Annotated in this window: 20 protein-coding genes; 6 read left to right on the forward strand and 14 right to left on the reverse strand. The window is 64.4% G+C overall.

Features of this window, described 5'->3' with window-relative positions:
- Positions 1-134 precede the first annotated feature (134 nt).
- From OKA04_RS04440 to OKA04_RS04455, 4 genes are all read left to right on the forward strand, one after another.
- Complete coding sequence (locus tag OKA04_RS04440; RefSeq protein ID WP_264499923.1) at positions 135-584, forward strand: RNA recognition motif domain-containing protein; 450 nt, start codon at positions 135-137, stop codon at positions 582-584.
- Between the two features lie 341 nt (positions 585-925).
- Positions 926-2,278 carry an MATE family efflux transporter gene (locus OKA04_RS04445; protein WP_264499924.1) on the forward strand — a complete coding sequence of 451 codons (1,353 nt, stop codon included), beginning with the start codon at positions 926-928 and terminating at the stop codon, positions 2,276-2,278.
- 90 nt (positions 2,279-2,368) lie between these two features.
- On the forward strand, positions 2,369-2,500 hold the full coding sequence (locus OKA04_RS04450) for a hypothetical protein (protein WP_264499925.1): 132 nt from the start codon (positions 2,369-2,371) through the stop codon (positions 2,498-2,500).
- Between the two features lie 277 nt (positions 2,501-2,777).
- Positions 2,778-3,281, forward strand: coding sequence for a hypothetical protein (locus OKA04_RS04455; protein WP_264499926.1), 504 nt, complete (start codon positions 2,778-2,780; stop codon positions 3,279-3,281).
- Between the two features lie 39 nt (positions 3,282-3,320).
- Here the strand turns inward: OKA04_RS04455 and OKA04_RS04460 are convergent, their stop codons facing one another.
- Positions 3,321-4,202, reverse strand: a complete 882-nt coding sequence (locus OKA04_RS04460) for a LysR family transcriptional regulator (protein ID WP_264499927.1) — start codon at positions 4,200-4,202, stop codon at positions 3,321-3,323.
- A 99-nt stretch (positions 4,203-4,301) separates the two neighbouring features.
- Between OKA04_RS04460 and OKA04_RS04465 the strand changes: the two genes are divergently transcribed.
- A complete protein-coding gene (locus OKA04_RS04465) occupies positions 4,302-5,801 on the forward strand; it encodes a catalase (RefSeq protein WP_264499928.1) in 1,500 nt (499 codons plus the stop codon).
- 88 nt (positions 5,802-5,889) lie between these two features.
- Entirely contained in the window at positions 5,890-6,405 is a 516-nt protein-coding gene (locus OKA04_RS04470) for an ankyrin repeat domain-containing protein (protein ID WP_264499929.1), read from the forward strand.
- Positions 6,406-6,425: 20 nt separating this feature from the next.
- Here OKA04_RS04470 and OKA04_RS04475 read toward each other — a convergent pair whose 3' ends face one another.
- The 13 genes from OKA04_RS04475 to OKA04_RS04535 form a co-directional block, all read right to left on the reverse strand.
- Positions 6,426-8,369 (reverse strand): ELWxxDGT repeat protein, encoded by a 1,944-nt coding sequence (locus OKA04_RS04475; protein WP_264499930.1) that lies wholly within the window; start codon positions 8,367-8,369, stop codon positions 6,426-6,428.
- 93 nt (positions 8,370-8,462) lie between these two features.
- Positions 8,463-10,070: a HEAT repeat domain-containing protein gene (locus OKA04_RS04480; RefSeq protein WP_264499931.1), complete on the reverse strand. Its 1,608-nt coding sequence runs from the start codon at positions 10,068-10,070 to the stop codon at positions 8,463-8,465.
- Between the two features lie 34 nt (positions 10,071-10,104).
- Positions 10,105-10,887 carry a carbohydrate-binding family 9-like protein gene (locus tag OKA04_RS04485; RefSeq protein WP_264499932.1) on the reverse strand — a complete coding sequence of 261 codons (783 nt, stop codon included), beginning with the start codon at positions 10,885-10,887 and terminating at the stop codon, positions 10,105-10,107.
- 311 nt (positions 10,888-11,198) lie between these two features.
- Positions 11,199-12,011 carry a hypothetical protein gene (locus OKA04_RS04490; RefSeq protein ID WP_264499933.1) on the reverse strand — a complete coding sequence of 271 codons (813 nt, stop codon included), beginning with the start codon at positions 12,009-12,011 and terminating at the stop codon, positions 11,199-11,201.
- A complete protein-coding gene (locus OKA04_RS04495) occupies positions 12,008-12,283 on the reverse strand; it encodes a hypothetical protein (protein ID WP_264499934.1) in 276 nt (91 codons plus the stop codon). The genes OKA04_RS04490 and OKA04_RS04495 overlap by 4 nt, the downstream gene beginning before the upstream one ends.
- Positions 12,284-12,800: 517 nt before the next feature.
- A complete protein-coding gene (locus OKA04_RS04500; protein WP_264499935.1) occupies positions 12,801-13,205 on the reverse strand; it encodes a hypothetical protein in 405 nt (134 codons plus the stop codon).
- Positions 13,206-13,217: 12 nt separating this feature from the next.
- Positions 13,218-13,532 carry a hypothetical protein gene (locus tag OKA04_RS04505; protein ID WP_264499936.1) on the reverse strand — a complete coding sequence of 105 codons (315 nt, stop codon included), beginning with the start codon at positions 13,530-13,532 and terminating at the stop codon, positions 13,218-13,220.
- Between the two features lie 100 nt (positions 13,533-13,632).
- On the reverse strand, positions 13,633-14,124 hold the full coding sequence (locus OKA04_RS04510; RefSeq protein ID WP_264499937.1) for a hypothetical protein: 492 nt from the start codon (positions 14,122-14,124) through the stop codon (positions 13,633-13,635).
- Positions 14,125-14,138: 14 nt separating this feature from the next.
- Positions 14,139-14,411 carry a hypothetical protein gene (locus OKA04_RS04515; protein ID WP_264499938.1) on the reverse strand — a complete coding sequence of 91 codons (273 nt, stop codon included), beginning with the start codon at positions 14,409-14,411 and terminating at the stop codon, positions 14,139-14,141.
- A gap of 20 nt (positions 14,412-14,431) precedes the next feature.
- Complete coding sequence (locus OKA04_RS04520) at positions 14,432-14,641, reverse strand: hypothetical protein (RefSeq protein ID WP_264499939.1); 210 nt, start codon at positions 14,639-14,641, stop codon at positions 14,432-14,434.
- Positions 14,638-14,853 carry a hypothetical protein gene (locus OKA04_RS04525; RefSeq protein ID WP_264499940.1) on the reverse strand — a complete coding sequence of 72 codons (216 nt, stop codon included), beginning with the start codon at positions 14,851-14,853 and terminating at the stop codon, positions 14,638-14,640. Before OKA04_RS04525 ends, OKA04_RS04520 begins: the two co-directional genes overlap by 4 nt.
- Before the next feature lie 2 nt (positions 14,854-14,855).
- Positions 14,856-15,167 carry a hypothetical protein gene (locus OKA04_RS04530; protein ID WP_264499941.1) on the reverse strand — a complete coding sequence of 104 codons (312 nt, stop codon included), beginning with the start codon at positions 15,165-15,167 and terminating at the stop codon, positions 14,856-14,858.
- Positions 15,168-15,196: 29 nt separating this feature from the next.
- Complete coding sequence (locus tag OKA04_RS04535; RefSeq protein WP_264499942.1) at positions 15,197-15,415, reverse strand: hypothetical protein; 219 nt, start codon at positions 15,413-15,415, stop codon at positions 15,197-15,199.
- Between the last annotated feature and the right edge of the window lie 34 nt (positions 15,416-15,449).

Below are 15,449 nucleotides of genomic sequence, written 5' to 3' on the forward strand. Positions count from 1 at the left end.
GCCGGGCGCTCGCCACCTGGCAGATTCAAGGCATGGAGGGTCATCAGACGGATGAATGCATCCGGTGGTGATCTGAAACCCGGTTCCTCGGGGACAGTCGAAGAAAAGTAGGATTTCGGGCCAATTGATTAGAAATGAGCAAGATGTATGTGGGGAACCTCCCCTTTTCCGCCAGCGAAGACGATCTGCGCGACGCCTTCGGCCAATACGGCGAAGTGACCGATGTGGCCCTGATGATGGACCGTGAGACCGGCCGCCCGCGTGGCTTTGCCTTCGTGACCATGGGCAGCAAGGAAGCCATGGACGCCGCAATCAAGGGCCTCGATGGCCAGGATTTCGGTGGCCGCAACCTGACCGTGAATGAAGCCCGTCCGCGCGAAGAGCGTTCCGGTGGCGGTTTCGGCGGTGAGCGCCGCGGTGGCGGTGGTGGCGGCTACGGCGGTGAGCGTCGTGGCGGCGGCGGTGGTGGCTACGGCGGCGAGCGCCGCGGTGGTGGCGGCGGCGGCTACGGTGGTGATCGCCGTGGCGGCGGCGGCGGTGGTTACGGCGGTGGTGGTGGTGGCGGCGGTGGCCGTCGCTGGTAATCCTCGCTGACGACCCAGCCAATTATCTTTCCAGGGCGGACCTTCTCACGAGGGTCCGCCTTTTTCGTGCCCTGCACCGGGGAGCGGGTTGGAACGAAAGGTGTAGTGACGGCATTGCCCCCTAGCGCGGGTTTGACAGCCGGGCCGCACTTCGCTCATTCTCCGCCCCCGAACCCATGATCACCTTCCGCATGCCCTCTGCCATGGACGACCTTGTCGTTGTCCGCGGGGACATGTCGTGATGGATCGGAAGTAATCGCGATCGCCGCTTGTCCCCGCCCGCTTGGCTCCAGCCAGCGGGCTTTTTGTTCTCCACGTGTCTCGTTTTCCCGATCTCTTTCATGACTCTTCCGCAGATCCTTTCCGAAAGCCGCACCACCATCCGGCTGGCGATACCGCTCATCATCGGCCAGCTCGGCCAGATGCTCATCGGCCTGTCCGACACGCTCATGCTCGGGCGGTACGGCATCACCGAGCTCGCCGCATCGTCCTTCTCGAATACGATCATCTACCTGCCGATGATGCTCGGTATCGGCATGTCGATGGCCGTGTCCATCCGCGTCTCGCAGGCGCGTGGTGCGGATGATCCCGCAGCGGCCCGCGCCGCGCTGCGTCACGGTATCTACATCACCGGGGTGCTCGGCCTCTTCACCGTTGCGCTTGCCCTCGCGCTTTTACCCTTCCTGCATCTCTTCAAGCAGGACCCGGAGGTGGTGGCCATCGCGCCCACCTTCTTCGTGCTCATCGCGATCTCGATGATCCCGGCGATGATCTCGATGGCGGTGAAGAATCATGCCGATGCGATGAACCGCCCTTGGCCCGTCTTCTGGATCTCGCTGGGCGGCGTGCTCTTCGATATCTTCCTGAACTGGGTGATGATCTTCGGAAAGCTGGGCATGCCTGAGCTCGGGCTGGAGGGTGCCGCTATCTCCACCGTCATCGCCCGCGCCGTGGTGCTAGCGGCCATGATCTGGTGGTGCCTGCGCGACCCGGGCATCCGCGAGTGGGTGCCGCAGCGCTGGTTCCGCGCACCCGATTGGGTGGCCATGAGGAGCCTGCTGCGCACCGGCTTCCCCGCCAGCATGCATCTGCTCGCGGAGGTCAGTGCCTTCGTGATGGCGACCTTCATCATCGGAAACATGGGCAAGGCGGCACTCGCATCGCACCAGGTGGCCATCACCTGTGCGGGGACCATCTTCATGGTGCCCCTCGGGCTCTCGATGGCGCTGACCGTGCGGATGGGCGAAGCCTTCGGCGCGAAGAATCACGGCGCGATGCGAGCCATCGTCACCAGCGGTTGGGGAATGGGGATCGCCTTCACCGTGATCAGCGCGACCAGCTTCGTGCTCTTCAATCGCGAGCTGGCCTCCGCCTTCATCGAGGGCGATCGGGCCGCGGAAGTGCTGGAGGCGGCAGCGGCGCTGCTCATCGTCGCGGCGGCATTCCAGTTCTGCGATGCCTTGCAGATCATCTCCGCCGGGGCGCTGCGCGGGCTCGATGATGTCCACACGCCGGCGTGGATCGCCTTCTGGGCCTACTGGGTGATTTCCATCCCGCTGGGCTGGTGCCTCGCTCATCCGCTGAAGTTCGGCGTCACCGGCATGTGGTGGGGCATTACCGCGGGCCTCACCATTACTGCGGTGCTGCTCGGCCACCGCGTCTGGCGGAAGACCGCGGCCGGAGTCGCCGGTTGACGCGTCTCTCCAAGACGCTATCCTGCATGTGTCGTGAGTCTGGAAAAAAAAGCAGTGCCACCGGTTTCAAAGCCGGTGCAGCCGATTCGCTTGAGGCCTTCCTCGAGCGACTACGCGACTGCTGCGCGGACCACGGCGGATGCCATGGGCCTGACCGGCACCGCTGCATCGAAGAGCAAGCCCAACGAGCGCGTGCTTTGGCTGACGAACTCGGAGTCCTGAAGCGGTCCTCGGTTTCACGGGAGATCCTTGATATCTTCTGTAGATCGGTGCACTTGGTTTGATTGGATCTCTAGCGATCTTCTCTACTCGACGTGATCCTCTGCCGACCGGATAGGGAGATGGAGGACTACCTCGGCGTCTATCCGGGCACATGAGGGAACAGATGAGGAAAATAATTTCATGTCCCGTGTAACGCGGGCCGGGCGGCTGCCAGAGGACGGGCAGAAGGGCGGACAATCCAGTGCCGCCCGCGAAAAACAAAGAACCGCACGAAACCATGAAAACCATCGTCCTCCTCGCCGCCATCGCCCTCGCTTCCTGCGCCAGCGACTCCGGATACGGCAGCTACGGCCCGCCACGCCGCGTCGGCCCGGCACCGCTCGATCCTCCACCTGCCGCGCCGCCCGCAGGCGGTGGTGGCCACCTGGTGGGTCGCATCGATCCCGGCATCGCACGCCTGCTGCCGCCGGATCGCACCTATTTCGACGGTGGCTACCGCGGTATTCCCGCCCCGGGTGCGGATGCTCCCCGTCTCGGAGATCCGCCGCGGCCCGCCGCTCCCGGCAGCCGCTTCGCCGATCCATCGCTCGCCGGCCGCATCGGATCCCTCCGCCCGGTCGCTCCCCGCCCCGGTGAGCGCTTCGTTCCGCCTGCCACCGGCCGCATCATCCCCATGCCGCGGCCTGCGGAGACCACGGCGAGGACCACGCGGGTCATTCCGCGCGTGCCGCTCGATCTCTCCACCGCCGCCCGTCTCGACCGCGCCGCGATCTCACGCTGAGTGAGTGAATGAGGTGCGAACAACGAACGCCACGAGGCATCACGCCGACAGCATGCGCAGTAGCTCTGCCGCTGCCGGCGTGTCCTTGCTGCCACGGCGCTTCATCAGCGCGATCACGCGGTGCAGGCCCTTCCCGGCGAAGGGGCGGGTGACGATGCCATCCAGCGCGCGATTCCGCGTGGCCAGCTTCGGGATCACGGTGATGCCCAGCCCGGCGGCCACCATCGAGAGCGCGGTGCCGAGCTGGTCGCACTGCAGCCCGGGGTCGGGCTCGCGGATGCGGCACAGGCGTAGCGTGCGGTCGGAGAGGCAATGCCCGCCTTTCAGATGGATCAGCTCCTCGGCCTTCAGGTCGGTGGGCAAGGGCGCGGCCTTGCGCGTGGCGAGCACGTGATTCGCGGGAGCTGCGAGGAGCAGCGGCTCGCGGAAAAGCTCGCGCACCTGGAGCGACCACTTCTGGCGATCGTGCTCCGGCACGTCGCTCAGCACGGCGAATTCGATGCGGCCCTCGACGACTTGAGCGATCAGCTCTTCCGTGCGCGACTCGGAGATCGCGATGGCGATGCCGGGGAAGCGCTCGCGGAAAGGCCCCAGCCACTGCGGCAGCAGGTAGGGCGCGATGGTCGGGATGATGCCGAGCGACACGCGCCCGTGCCGAAGCTCGCGACGGTCGGCGAAGGCATCGCGCAGCTTGTCGCGCTCGGCCAGCAGGCGCTGCGCGTGCTCGGCCACCGTTCGTCCCGCGGTCGTCGGCTCCACCCCGCGGGCACGGCGGATCAGCAGCGGCTCGCCGATCTCTTCCTCCAGCGCCTGGATCTGCTGGCTGATGGCTGGCTGGGAGAGGTGGCACTTCGCCGCCGCGGCCGTCAGCGAGCCGGACTCGATGACGCTCACGAGCAGCTCGAGCTGGCGGAGTTCCATGGAGCTATAAGAATTTCGAATGGATGCGTTTTCAACCGGCGATTTCACAAATGGCTCCCGATCCGGCATGATCGGAACCTGCAACACCGACACGTTACCATGGCGAAACCCCAAATGACCACGACCGGCGGCAATCCGATAGCCGACAACCAGAACTCCCTCTCCGCCGGACCACGCGGACCCCTGCTGCTGCAGGACTACCAGCTCATCGAGAAGCTGGCCCACCAGAACCGCGAGCGTATCCCTGAGCGCGTGGTGCATGCGAAGGGCTCCGGAGCCTTCGGCACGCTGACCATCACGCACGACATCACGAAATACACTAAGGCGGACATCTTTTCCCAGGTGGGGAAGAAGACCGACATGCTGCTCCGCTTCTCCACCGTGGCGGGCGAGCGCGGTGCGGCGGATGCCGAGCGCGACGTGCGCGGCTGGGCGCTGAAATTCTACACGGAGGAAGGGAACTGGGACCTGGTCGGAAACAACACGCCCGTCTTCTTCGTGCGTGACCCGCTGAAGTTCCCGGACTTCATCCACACGCAGAAGCGTCATCCGCGCACGAACATGCGCAGCGCCACCGCAATGTGGGACTTCTGGTCGCTGTCGCCGGAGTCGCTGCACCAGGTGACCATCCTCATGTCGGACCGCGGCCTGCCACTGAGCTACCGCCACACGAATGGCTACGGCTCGCACACGTACTCCTTCATCAATGCCGCGGGCGAGCGCTTCTGGGTGAAGTTCCACTTCAAGACCCGCCAGGGCATCAAGACGATGACGAACCGCGAGGGCGAGCAGGTCATCGCAAAGGATCGCGAGTCCTCGCAAAAGGATCTCTACGAGGCGATCGAGGCCGGTGATTTCCCGCAGTGGGACATGCAGATCCAGGTCATGGCGGAGGAGGATGCGGAGAAGTGCGCCTTCAATCCCTTCGACCTCACGAAGGTGTGGCCGCATGCCGACTACCCGGTGATCCCGGTGGGCACGCTGGAGCTGAACCGCAATCCGGAGAACTACTTCCAGGAGATCGAGCAGTCCGCTTTCTCGCCGTCGAATATCGTGCCCGGCATCAGCTTCTCGCCGGACAAGATGCTGCAGGCCCGCATCTTCTCCTACGCGGACGCGCACCGCTACCGCGTCGGCACCTGGTATGAGGCGCTGCCGGTGAACCGGCCGAAGAGCGCGGTGAACCACTACCACCTCGATGGCTCGATGAATGCGGGCTACAGCACCTCGGCCAACGCCTATTATGAACCTAATAGTTTCAATGGCCCCGCCGAGAGCGACCGCTTCGCCGAGCCGCCGCTGAAGATCTCCGGCGACGCCGACCGGTGGAACCACCGCGATGGCAATGACGACTACACGCAGCCGGGGAATCTCTTCCGCCTGATGAATCCGTCCCAGCAGCAGGCGCTCTTCAACAACATCGCGGAAGCGATGCAGGGCGTGCCGCAGGAGATCGTGGATCGCCAGCTCGCGCACTTCGACAAGGCGGATCCCGCCTACGGAGCCGGCGTCCGCGCTGCGCTGGCGGCCCATGGGGATGGGGTGACGAACAACATCTCCGTGCAGGAAGAGCCGCAGGCCGAGCCGGCCACGGCCTGAAGAAATCACCCGCGATGGAGCCCGGGCCGATGCACTGGGAGGGGCAGAGGCCCGGCTCCATCGCCATCCACCTCACAAACGCGCAGCCATGATCACCGACGCCGAACAACAACGCTACGCCGAACTCCAGCAGATGGCGCTCGATGCCGCCCGCCAGGGAGACCCGGAGATGCTGCGCCCGATGCTCGAGGCGGGCATGCCCGTGGAGCTGAAGGACGGGAAGGGAAACACGCTGCTGATGCTCGCCGCGTATCATGGCAATGCCGGGACCGTGGAGCTTCTGTTAGAGAAGGGTGCCGTGCCCGATGTCCGCAATGACCGTGGCCAGACGCCGCTCGCCGGCGTCGCCTTCAAGGGCCACGCCGATGTCGCGCGGCTCTTGCTCGCCGCCGGAGCCGATCCGCTGGCCGATCAGGGAGGTGGCAAGACACCGGTGATGTTTGCCGCGATGTTCGGCCATCCCGAGATGGTAAAGCTGCTGGAAAGCGCCGCCGCCCCGTCCGGCAGAAGCAAGGCATCGCTCGGCTGGCTCGCCCGCATCATGGCCATCCCCCGCGCGCTCTTCTTCCGCAGGTCGCCGCGGCCTGTCATCGTCGGCCACTGATCTTTGCCTGAGTCTTTGTTTCAGCGGGGATTCGCGGTCCAGCGTGTGAAGCGCCGGGGTATCCCGAAGTGCTGCACGTTGTAGGCGTGGTTTCTCCCTTTTCCGTAACTTTCGACGGCTTGCCAGCTTCCCGGTTCCAGCGTGAAGCTGACTTCCAGGCCACACGTGACATCCTCCCTGCCCGGCGGGCTAGTGAAAGAATAGATGTCGTTCACCGAGTTCCGCGTGGATTGCGGTAGTTTCGAGGCATCCCTCATCGAGGGAGTGAGCCCGAAGGCGTATTCGACCAGGTTGCTGACGCCGTCCCCGTCCGGATCGGCATCGTCCGCTGCGACGCCGGTATTCCCGGACATGCCGAAGTGGGCCATCCGCCAGTCCTCCCGCGTGTAGAGGGTGTCGAATGTTCCGGTGGAGATCCGACTGCCCTTCGTGCTCGTGGCGGTGATCCGGTAGTGGTAGGCCGATCCCGGGGACAGATCGGACAGCGTGATTTCGACCGGTTGGAATTGATTGGCCACTTCGGTCCCCAGGGGAATCGTAACAGTGGTTCCGTAGGTTTCGGTCAGGCCATATTCCAGGGCGGCGGTGCTTGCGAAGCCGTTGCCATGGATCGCGGTGCTTACCTTCATGCTGGTCTTGGTCCTTTCGGTCAGCTCCGGCTTTGCAATCGAAGGCGGAGTGAGGTCGTAGGCGTGGAGTTCATGACCGGCTGGGGACAGGTTGGCGCTCACGTAGATCTTGTCACCAAGCAGCGCCCTCTGGCTGTAGCTTGAGGTCCAGTCCGCGACGGATCGCGTTCCGTCGGGCGTGCCATCGCTTTGCCATAGCTCGGAACTTCCGAAGTACCAGGTGGAGCCTCGCTTCAGGATGAAGCCCAGCCCGGTCTTCATTCCCGGCTTGAAAGGAAAGGTGCCGGCCACGGTGCCATTGGAGCGCCAGACCTCCGCCTTCCCATTGTAGTGGGCGGAAAACAGGATCTCATTTCCCATGACCAGCATCTTGCTGTTGATGGGGTTGACGATGGGCAGCAGGGGAAAGGTTCCCGCCTCCGTGCCATCGCTGCGCCACACGGCGTAGCGATCGTCCAGCCTCGCGCAGAAGTAGAGTAGCCCGCCCGCCTCGGTGAGCGAACCGGAGGAAATCCCGTTGTCAGGGCCCGGTGCCAGATCCTTCAGCATGAAGGTCCCGGCGGCGGTGCCATCGCTCTTCCACAGCTCATGGCCATGGATGCCATCGGAGGCCCCGAAGTAGAGATCATTACCGACAACGGTGAAGCCGGAGAAACCGCTCCCATTTGGCAGTGACTTTATCAGCGTGGTCCCCGCGCTTGTCCCGTCCGTGCGCCAGAGACTCACCGAGACTCCGCGGACATGGGAGACGAAGTAGTAGTAGCTCCCGACGCCGATCCCTGCCGTGAGGGAGGAACTCGCGGTGCCGGGTGTCAGATCGGAGACGATCATCGTGCCTGCCGCGGTGCCATCCGTTTTCCAGAGCTCGAAGCCGGATTCCACCGTGGTGTTATAGAAATAGAGCGTGTTGCCGACTGATCCGAAGAGCAGGGGATTTGTGCCCATGTTGCTCATCTTCGTGGTCCCGGCTGCGGTACCATCGGTCTTCCAGATGCCCAAGGGGCTGCCGGACGAATTGCTCGTCTTGAAATACATGTGGTTCCCCGCCCCCACGGGTCCCGATGGGTAAGATCCGGCCGCCCCGGAGACGATGTCTTTCAGAAGTCGCGTTCCCGCTGCGGTGCCGTCGCTTTCCCACAGTTCGTAGCCGGTTTTTCCGTCGTTTGCGGCGAAGATCAGTTTGTTCCCCAGCACGAGAGGCCTAGAAAAGTCGGGGATAGCTCCCACGCTTCCCGGCTGGATGTCTTTCACCAGATCGGGAGCAGGTTGCCCGCCGTAGAGGGAAGGCAGTGTCACTGCAAGGGGGAGGAGCACCAGCAGTTGAATGGGTTTCATCGTTCCCGAGGATTGGGAGATGAAAAATACAATGTCAATACGGTAATTGCATTGTGACTACATGGTTGCGGGGGGCTGAGTTAAACGAGCAGGCTATTCCGCGCGTTCGAGGATGAAGCGGATCTCCTTGGCGACCTCCAATCCAAGGTCCGCTTGGTCGGTCAGCTTGAGCAGGGTGACCCGGCGGTCGGCCTTCAGATTCACATAGGACTGGCCTTCACGCTGCATCCAGTGGCGCAGAGCTGCCGTGACTTCCCTGCGGGCAGCGCCGTCGATCCGCTGCCGCAGCAGGTATTCCAGCCCTTGCCACTTGCTGAAAAAGGGTGCGATCCGGATGAGCTGGATTTGCAGCGCGGCCGGAAATCCAGCGGTCGTATCCGGAGTCGAGAGCAAGTGAGCACCGACTTCGTAGGCGATCTCGAGCAGCCGTCCGCGCGCCGCCTTCGATGGTCCCGGTTCGGGATCGACCGAGAGTTCCAGCAGCGCGGGAAGGTGATCTGCCAAGAGATCCTTCTCCAGCGACTCCACCGCGACCTTCCGGACGCGTGGGTTCGAGGACGAAAGGAGGGGGAGGGCTTTCCGATGTGCATCGGCAGGCGAGACTTCGGCGAGGCCGCAGAGCGCGGCTTCCTCCAGCTCCGGCCAATCCAGAAGCGCGGTGTAGTGCGCGGCGAAGTCGAGCGGGGCCAGCTTTCCCAGATGGTAGCGGGCATGGTGCCTCAGGCTGCGGCTGCGGTCGATGAGCATGTCCATGAGGAGCGGGATCGCTCTTTGCGGGTTGCCTTCCAGCAGGTGGTCGATCCAGGCGCGGCGCAGTGGGACCGCACGTGATCGTGACATCGCCTCGGTGGCTTCCTCCCTGTCCGCTCCCTCGAGAGTGGGGAGGATTCCCTTCAGGTACCAGAGGAGCGCCATGCGGTCGTTGCTCTTGAGTAAGGCATCCCGGATGGCTCGCGACGGTGGGATCCCGGAACTTTTCAGCACCGTCAGATAGACATGGCGGCCGCGGGTGTCCGAGCGATGCCACGCGGCGAGCCATGCCTCCTCGTGAAAGGGCATCGTCAGGGATCTCAGCCAGCCATCCAGTGCCATGGCCTTGTCATGCCTGCCGCAGCCGCGGAGCCGGTGGACCAGCGGCACCAGCTCCATCTTCTGCTGCGGGTCGAGGGAGCGGAGCAGGGGGTCCAGCTTCAACTCCGATGAATATCGTACTTGCCCGACCCAGTCATTGATCCGGACGAGCAGCAGGCTCGCCGCAATCGCAGGAGGCAAGAGACCGTGGAGATGGATCGCCTTTTCGCGGACGCGTCCGGAAGGATGGCAAAGGGCGACGAGCACGACGCCCGGATCTGCCCGTGAAGGAAGGTCCACCGCTTCCCAATAGCCTCCGAGCGTGAGGCGCATCCACTCATCCACGCGGGGCCAGGCGCCCGAGGGCAGCCGGCCCGCCAGCGAAAGGATCAGCCGCGAGAGCGCCTCGCCCAGAGTGGCCGAGTATGCCCAGACGATCGGGGCGATCTTCGGGATCGCCTCGGCAGGATCGGCGGCGGAAAGCAGGGCGACCGCGCGCTCCAGATGTCCGCCCGCGTGGTCCGGGTCGTTTCGCCCGCGTGACCACGGCCACAGGGATTTGCGCACGGCACCGGAGCCTGTCGCATGTTGGCGCAGGGTCTCCAGCGCGGCTTCCTCGCGATCGGTCATCGAATCGATGGGTGCGTGGCGGGTGTCGTGCCCGTCATTTCACGAAGACCAGCCGGCCCCACTGCTCGGGCACGTGCATGTTGATCACGCCCTGCGGGCTCCACACCCAGTTGTCCTCGGGGTGGCTGCCCTCTTGGATCTTCGCGCCGTGCTCGGGGATGCGGACGTACTTGCCGTCCTTCACGGCGTGGACCCACTGCACGCGCGAGAAATTGATGCGCCAGGTATCGCCTGCATTCGGCGGCGAGGCGAGCTGGCCGGAGTGCTTCGCGAGGTCCTTCCACGGCAGGAAGATTTCCACGGACCATCCGGTGTCGTGATCGCTCGGGTCATTGAGCGTGCCGTCGATCTTCACCGCGCTCTTCAGCCCGGGGAGATTCGTGCCGTGCACCGCGGTGCCGCCCTTCGAGTAGGGCTTGTCCAGGGTCAGCTCCCAGATGGTGGCGAGCGCGTTGATCTCAAATTCGTAGTAGTTCAGCGTGTCGCCATCGGGATCGAGGAAGATCTCGAAGTCATTGTCGTGGAAGATGATGGAGTTCTTTTCCGTCAGCGTGCCCCAGACGTGCGGCTCCTCCATCTCCGCGGCCACGTGCAGGCCCTCGGCCGTCCAAAGCATCTTCGCGCGGGTGCGGTAGCGCGGCTTCGCGTGGTCCTTTCCCTGGATGTCGATGAAGTCGCTGGTCCACGCGATCTTTTCCCATGCGGGATCGGAGAGATCGCCATCCACCTTCGGCGCGGTTTCGGAGAAGCGGCACTCGTAGGTCAGCGGCTCGGCGGTGGCGAGGACGGGGAGGAAAAGAGAAAGCAGGAAGCGCATGATGACAGGTGAGGGAAGACGACCCGCGGCGGCAATCCCAATGTGGCCTGTGCATGGGTAGCGGAAGGACTGCGTCCTTCCGGCTGGGCGGGGGTGGAAGGGGGATCGGCGCTTTGATTCCATAGGCTGACCTCGGCAAGCAGTCAGCGTAGATAAGAAAAGGCCGAACCAGGGGGAAGGAGGCCGAAGAAGCCCGAAACAGAAGGGTTTCCGGGGCGGTGGGCAGGCCGAAAAGGGGGCCGGGCCGAAATGAGAAAACCGAGGCAGTGCGCCCCGGTTTCCTCCGATAGATTAGAAAACTGGCCGGGGGATCAGAAGGGATCGTCGGCGGAGGGCTTGGCGACGCGGGAAGCTGTCCCGGCGGGGGTGTCGAGGGCGCGCTCTGTTGCCTTCTTGCGCGCCTTGCGGCGGGCGGTGCCTGGGGCGCGCTTCCCGGCGTCGGCGCGGCCCTCGCGAGTGGCGATGCGGTTGCGGAGCGTGGAGAGGAGCTGGGTGAGCTGATCGACAGTGCAGCGGTCGGCCAGGCCTGCCTCCAGATCGCGACCGAGCGTGAGCTGAGGGCGGCGCGTTTTCTGGCGCGCCAGGAAGATCAGGTAGCCCTCGCGGATCGGGCCGTCCTTGTGAGCGCGGATCGCCTCGCGGGCGGCGCGCAGCCGCTGGTAGGTGCCGGTGTCGGCAGTCTCCGCGGCCAGATCCACGGCGGAAATCTCGCCGAGGCGGATGTGGGTGGCCAGCTCGGTGGCGATGAGGTGGGCGAGCTGGCGGCGGCGCTCGTGGGTGTCGTCTTGGTCGCGGGTCGCCGGACCGGTCTTCATGAGGCGAGCCAGCGCCTTGTCGTCGTGCCCGGCGAGGGTCGCGAAATGGGCCATCACCGGGTTGAAGTCGTCGTGATCCAGGGCGGTGAGGCCGGGCTTGCCGACCGCGGCCATTACCTGCTCCCGCCGCCAGTCGTCGAAGCTGGTCGTGTGGTCGAGGTTCGCCAGCTCGATCTGCATGTCGAAGGCGGCCTTGGCCTCCAGCACGAGCGGCTGGATCTCCGCACGGGAAATGTTCCCGCGGGGCTTCCGCGGAGCCTTTGCAGCGGTCTTGCGGGCGGCCCGCGGGGCAGTCGGTTTGGCGCTCATGGGGTGGTATTGTCGGGTGAAAGGCTGGCCTCGATGTCGGCCACGATGCCGAGGGCGAGGGCTTGGAAATGCCGCATGTGGGCGATGGCCGAGTCCGTTTCGGCGAGGATCTCGCGCATCATGGCGAGGCCGTGCCGCGGATTGCCGCGCAGGTAGGTGGCGGCGAAGACCTTGCGGAGCTTCATGTGGTAGCCGGAGGCCTCACACGCGGCGACCAGAGCGGCATTTGCTGCCGTCTGGAACGCGATGACTTCGGCCTCGGTGGCGATCATAGCGCTGACAACCAGATTGTTGTTTCAGGGTTGAAGGAGCGGCGCGGCTTTCGTCCCATCGGGAGATGGGAACTATCGATGACGTCACTTACGATTTTTCATGCCCCAAATGTGGGGAATCCGAGCGGGCCAAATTGTTTGATCGCGGCTCTGGATGGGGCGGATCGTCGTGGTCGAGCGGTGTGGTGCTGAAGAACTTCGATGTATCCTGGAGCGGAGGCGACCGGGAAATGCCGAGTCCGACAAAGGCCACGTGTAAGGCCTGCGGAGGAAATGCAAAGTGGGTGTAATCCCGCCCGAATTAGGGGAAGTCGTCTGGATCAACGTCTCCCATGAATTGATAGGGAACAGTCGGAAAGCCATAACCTTCCACTTCCTCTTGATGAACATCGCAGGCGTCAAACCAGCCCGCCCCTCCATCGTAGCGACAGACAGCCGGAACAAGGTCGCCTTCGCCTTTGCATAGGTCACAGAAACAAGCGGAGATCCTCATTGGAGTGGGTGATCCGGTGGAGATTTAGAGCAGCCGGAGCTGGGGCTTGGATTCGATGTCGCTGCCGTGGGTGCGGTTGTGGGACTCGGCGAAAGCGCGACCGCAGTGGGGGCAGGTTTCCTTCGGGGCGACGTGCGATTTCTCACAGATGCACATGATGCTGCCGCGCTTGGGCTTCGGGAGAGCCAGGGGCTTTGGCTTCTTTTCCTTCGCGGCATCGCGGAAGGGCTGATTCATCTTGAGGCTGACCTCGCGCTCACGCTGGTGCTGCCTCTCGTCCGGCGTGTAGTGCCAGCCGTCCGAATCACCTTCGGTGACGTAGCGGACCGGCGTGAGCTTCGCGAGCAGGGTGATGGCCGACGTGGCGGCGGCGAGGCTGTCCACGGCATAGTCCTGATAGCCGAAGGTGATGATGTGCTTCTTGCTCATGGGTTCAGGCGGTCAGGAGTGCGTTTTCCACGCGGGGGGGGGGGTAAGCTCGGGGAACATATCGAGCTGGAGGCCGCTGGCCTTCACGTCGGCGGGACGGGCATTGCGGGCATTGAGCAGCCGGGCGATCTCGCGGAGGCGCTCGATGTCGCGCTCTGAAATAGCGGTCTGACGGCAGCGGCCATCGTAGCGCAGCGACCAGTGCTTGATGGTCGGTTGCTTGCCCTTCTTCCGCTCCTTCGCCGTGAGCTTGTGGAAGACGGGAATGACGGTCCATCGGGGGCATTCGCCGAGGGGCAGCTCCTTGTCGGGTTGGGATTGGGCCATGGTTGGTTGGCGGTTCGGGGTGGATTGGCCGGGCGGGCGGGGTGCAAAGGGGCTCCTGTCCCTCACTCAAGGGAAGGCCTTCCGCCCGCCCGGCAAAGGATCAGGTCGCTGAGGCGGTTGGCTCGGCCTCCTTCCAGGCGACGACGATGCGGGACTTGGGAATGCCACCCTTCTTGATATCGAGGCAGGCCTTGATGAAGGCGGCATACTCATCGGGGGCGAATGCATTGCGGGCATCGCGGCGGAACTCGCGTCCGTCCGATTGGACGCGCTCAAACTTGTTCACGGGCTTGAAGAACAGGCCCAGCTTCTCGCCTGCAATCGTGACGAGCTTGGAGTGCGTGTCGGAGTTCGGCTTGAAGGATGCGATAAGGAGATCGCTTTCAAAGATGACAGGCAGCGAACGGCCAGCACCCCGGGCAACCCACTTTTTCCCTTCGCGGTCCTGCTCCTTCAGCGGCTCGTGCTGGCTGGACTCGGCGACGGCTTGGATGCGCGCATTGATCAGCTTCAGCTCCTCGGTGAGCCGCGCGATCTCTTCCTGAATCCAGGTGCCGCGGGCGATGTCTTCTGCGATGGATGGTGTGTTCATGATCGGGGGAAATGTCAGGAGTCGATGCGCCCGCGGAGGATGGCGATGCGGGTTTCAATCTCGCGAATGGTAGCGGGCAGGATCTTCGCGCGGCGGGCGGTGAAGCGGGCGAACTTGCGCTCTTCGGCTGCGAGTGCCTTCTGTGCGATGCCTAGTGCCTTGTGGCGCTGTCGCTGCTCGGCGACGAAGTCGGCATTCACCTTCTTCAGGGACTGCTCGTGCTGCTTGATCTCGGCCCTCCAGATCTTCTTCTGGGCGGCCTCGTGGCTTTTGGATTTGGCGGGCATCGTGATCGTAAGGTGGCGGTTCAGAGTTCGGTGTCGGTGACGTCGCCAGAGGCGGCGGCGATGGCGGGCTCGGCCCGTGGCGGGCGCTCGATCTCGCAGGAGCATTGGTGGCGGCCTATGATGACCGGGCAGTGGAAGACGTGGCGGTCCTCGCGGACTTCGCCGGTGGCCCGCATGGGCGAGCGGTGGAGCGGGCAACGCGGTGCGGTCTTGTGATCGTCGGGGCTCATGCCGGGGATTCGTCGGGGAAGGCCTTGCCGGCTTGCCATGCGGCGAGGGCGGCGGCGGGGGTTTCGTAGAGGTGGCCGGTGTGGGGCCAGAGGTGGCAGTCAAAGCCCTTGCTGCACTCGGCGGCCCACTTGTCCCTGGTGGTGATGGTGAGGCCCTTCCGGGTGCGCGGCTGGCTCTTGCATTCCGGGCAGGGGCGGTAGGGCGCGGGCATCGTCAGGAGTCGGCGATCTCGGTGATTTCGAGACGGCGCAGGCAGTTGAAGTTATCGACCCGCACGACTTCGCCGCGGCGGTAGTGCATCGTCTGTCCGTTGGACATGACCGTGGCGCGTCCAAATGGAGGGACCGGCATGCCTGGAAGCTGGAGGGGCGTGACGATCTCCGTGACCATCACGATGATCTGAGTCGGCTTGCCGCCATTGTTGATCAACTGAGCCAAATACGGGGTCGGGGTCTGCGCATCCACGCGGCGGTGAATGCTCGCCGTGATGGCGGCTTTTTTGTGGGCTTTGCGAGTGGTGGCCATGGTTGTGATGGGTCCGGGTCTGGAGGTTGTTAGAGCAGGTGGTCGGGGCGGAACTTGCGGAGCTGCTGCATGGCCTCGGCGCGTTCACGGTCGGTGAGGCCGCCGGTGGGGCTCAGGGTGTGGGGATTGAAGCTGCGCGTGGGGACGCGCGGCTTGCGGGGCTTGCGGGCGGCAGCTTTCTGGATCTCGCGCAGCGTGCGGGGGCTGCGATCTCCAGCGGAGGACTGGTGGTCGGTGCGGAGTTTCATGGAGGTGCCGGGTGGGCGGTGAGTGGTGGTGAGG

The organism is Luteolibacter flavescens (assembly GCF_025950085.1).
Taxonomy (GTDB): Bacteria; Verrucomicrobiota; Verrucomicrobiia; order Verrucomicrobiales; family Akkermansiaceae; genus Haloferula; species Haloferula flavescens.

Bases quoted from the DNA above. Each gene is read 5' to 3' on its own strand.
- OKA04_RS04515 (WP_264499938.1), bottom strand. From the start codon at position 14,411: ATGCCCGCCAAATCCAAAAGCCACGAGGCCGCCCAGAAGAAGATCTGG.
- OKA04_RS04505 (WP_264499936.1), bottom strand. From the start codon at position 13,532: ATGGCCCAATCCCAACCCGACAAGGAGCTGCCCCTCGGCGAATGCCCC.
- OKA04_RS04535 (WP_264499942.1), bottom strand. From the start codon at position 15,415: ATGAAACTCCGCACCGACCACCAGTCCTCCGCTGGAGATCGCAGCCCC.
- OKA04_RS04495 (WP_264499934.1), bottom strand. From the start codon at position 12,283: ATGATCGCCACCGAGGCCGAAGTCATCGCGTTCCAGACGGCAGCAAAT.
- OKA04_RS04445 (WP_264499924.1), top strand. From the start codon at position 926: ATGACTCTTCCGCAGATCCTTTCCGAAAGCCGCACCACCATCCGGCTG.
- OKA04_RS04490 (WP_264499933.1), bottom strand. From the start codon at position 12,011: ATGAGCGCCAAACCGACTGCCCCGCGGGCCGCCCGCAAGACCGCTGCA.
- OKA04_RS04500 (WP_264499935.1), bottom strand. From the start codon at position 13,205: ATGAGCAAGAAGCACATCATCACCTTCGGCTATCAGGACTATGCCGTG.
- OKA04_RS04485 (WP_264499932.1), bottom strand. From the start codon at position 10,887: ATGCGCTTCCTGCTTTCTCTTTTCCTCCCCGTCCTCGCCACCGCCGAG.
- OKA04_RS04440 (WP_264499923.1), top strand. From the start codon at position 135: ATGAGCAAGATGTATGTGGGGAACCTCCCCTTTTCCGCCAGCGAAGAC.
- OKA04_RS04455 (WP_264499926.1), top strand. From the start codon at position 2,778: ATGAAAACCATCGTCCTCCTCGCCGCCATCGCCCTCGCTTCCTGCGCC.
- OKA04_RS04510 (WP_264499937.1), bottom strand. From the start codon at position 14,124: ATGAACACACCATCCATCGCAGAAGACATCGCCCGCGGCACCTGGATT.
- OKA04_RS04480 (WP_264499931.1), bottom strand. From the start codon at position 10,070: ATGACCGATCGCGAGGAAGCCGCGCTGGAGACCCTGCGCCAACATGCG.
- OKA04_RS04465 (WP_264499928.1), top strand. From the start codon at position 4,302: ATGGCGAAACCCCAAATGACCACGACCGGCGGCAATCCGATAGCCGAC.
- OKA04_RS04475 (WP_264499930.1), bottom strand. From the start codon at position 8,369: ATGAAACCCATTCAACTGCTGGTGCTCCTCCCCCTTGCAGTGACACTG.
- OKA04_RS04470 (WP_264499929.1), top strand. From the start codon at position 5,890: ATGATCACCGACGCCGAACAACAACGCTACGCCGAACTCCAGCAGATG.
- OKA04_RS04525 (WP_264499940.1), bottom strand. From the start codon at position 14,853: ATGCCCGCGCCCTACCGCCCCTGCCCGGAATGCAAGAGCCAGCCGCGC.
- OKA04_RS04530 (WP_264499941.1), bottom strand. From the start codon at position 15,167: ATGGCCACCACTCGCAAAGCCCACAAAAAAGCCGCCATCACGGCGAGC.
- OKA04_RS04520 (WP_264499939.1), bottom strand. From the start codon at position 14,641: ATGAGCCCCGACGATCACAAGACCGCACCGCGTTGCCCGCTCCACCGC.
- OKA04_RS04460 (WP_264499927.1), bottom strand. From the start codon at position 4,202: ATGGAACTCCGCCAGCTCGAGCTGCTCGTGAGCGTCATCGAGTCCGGC.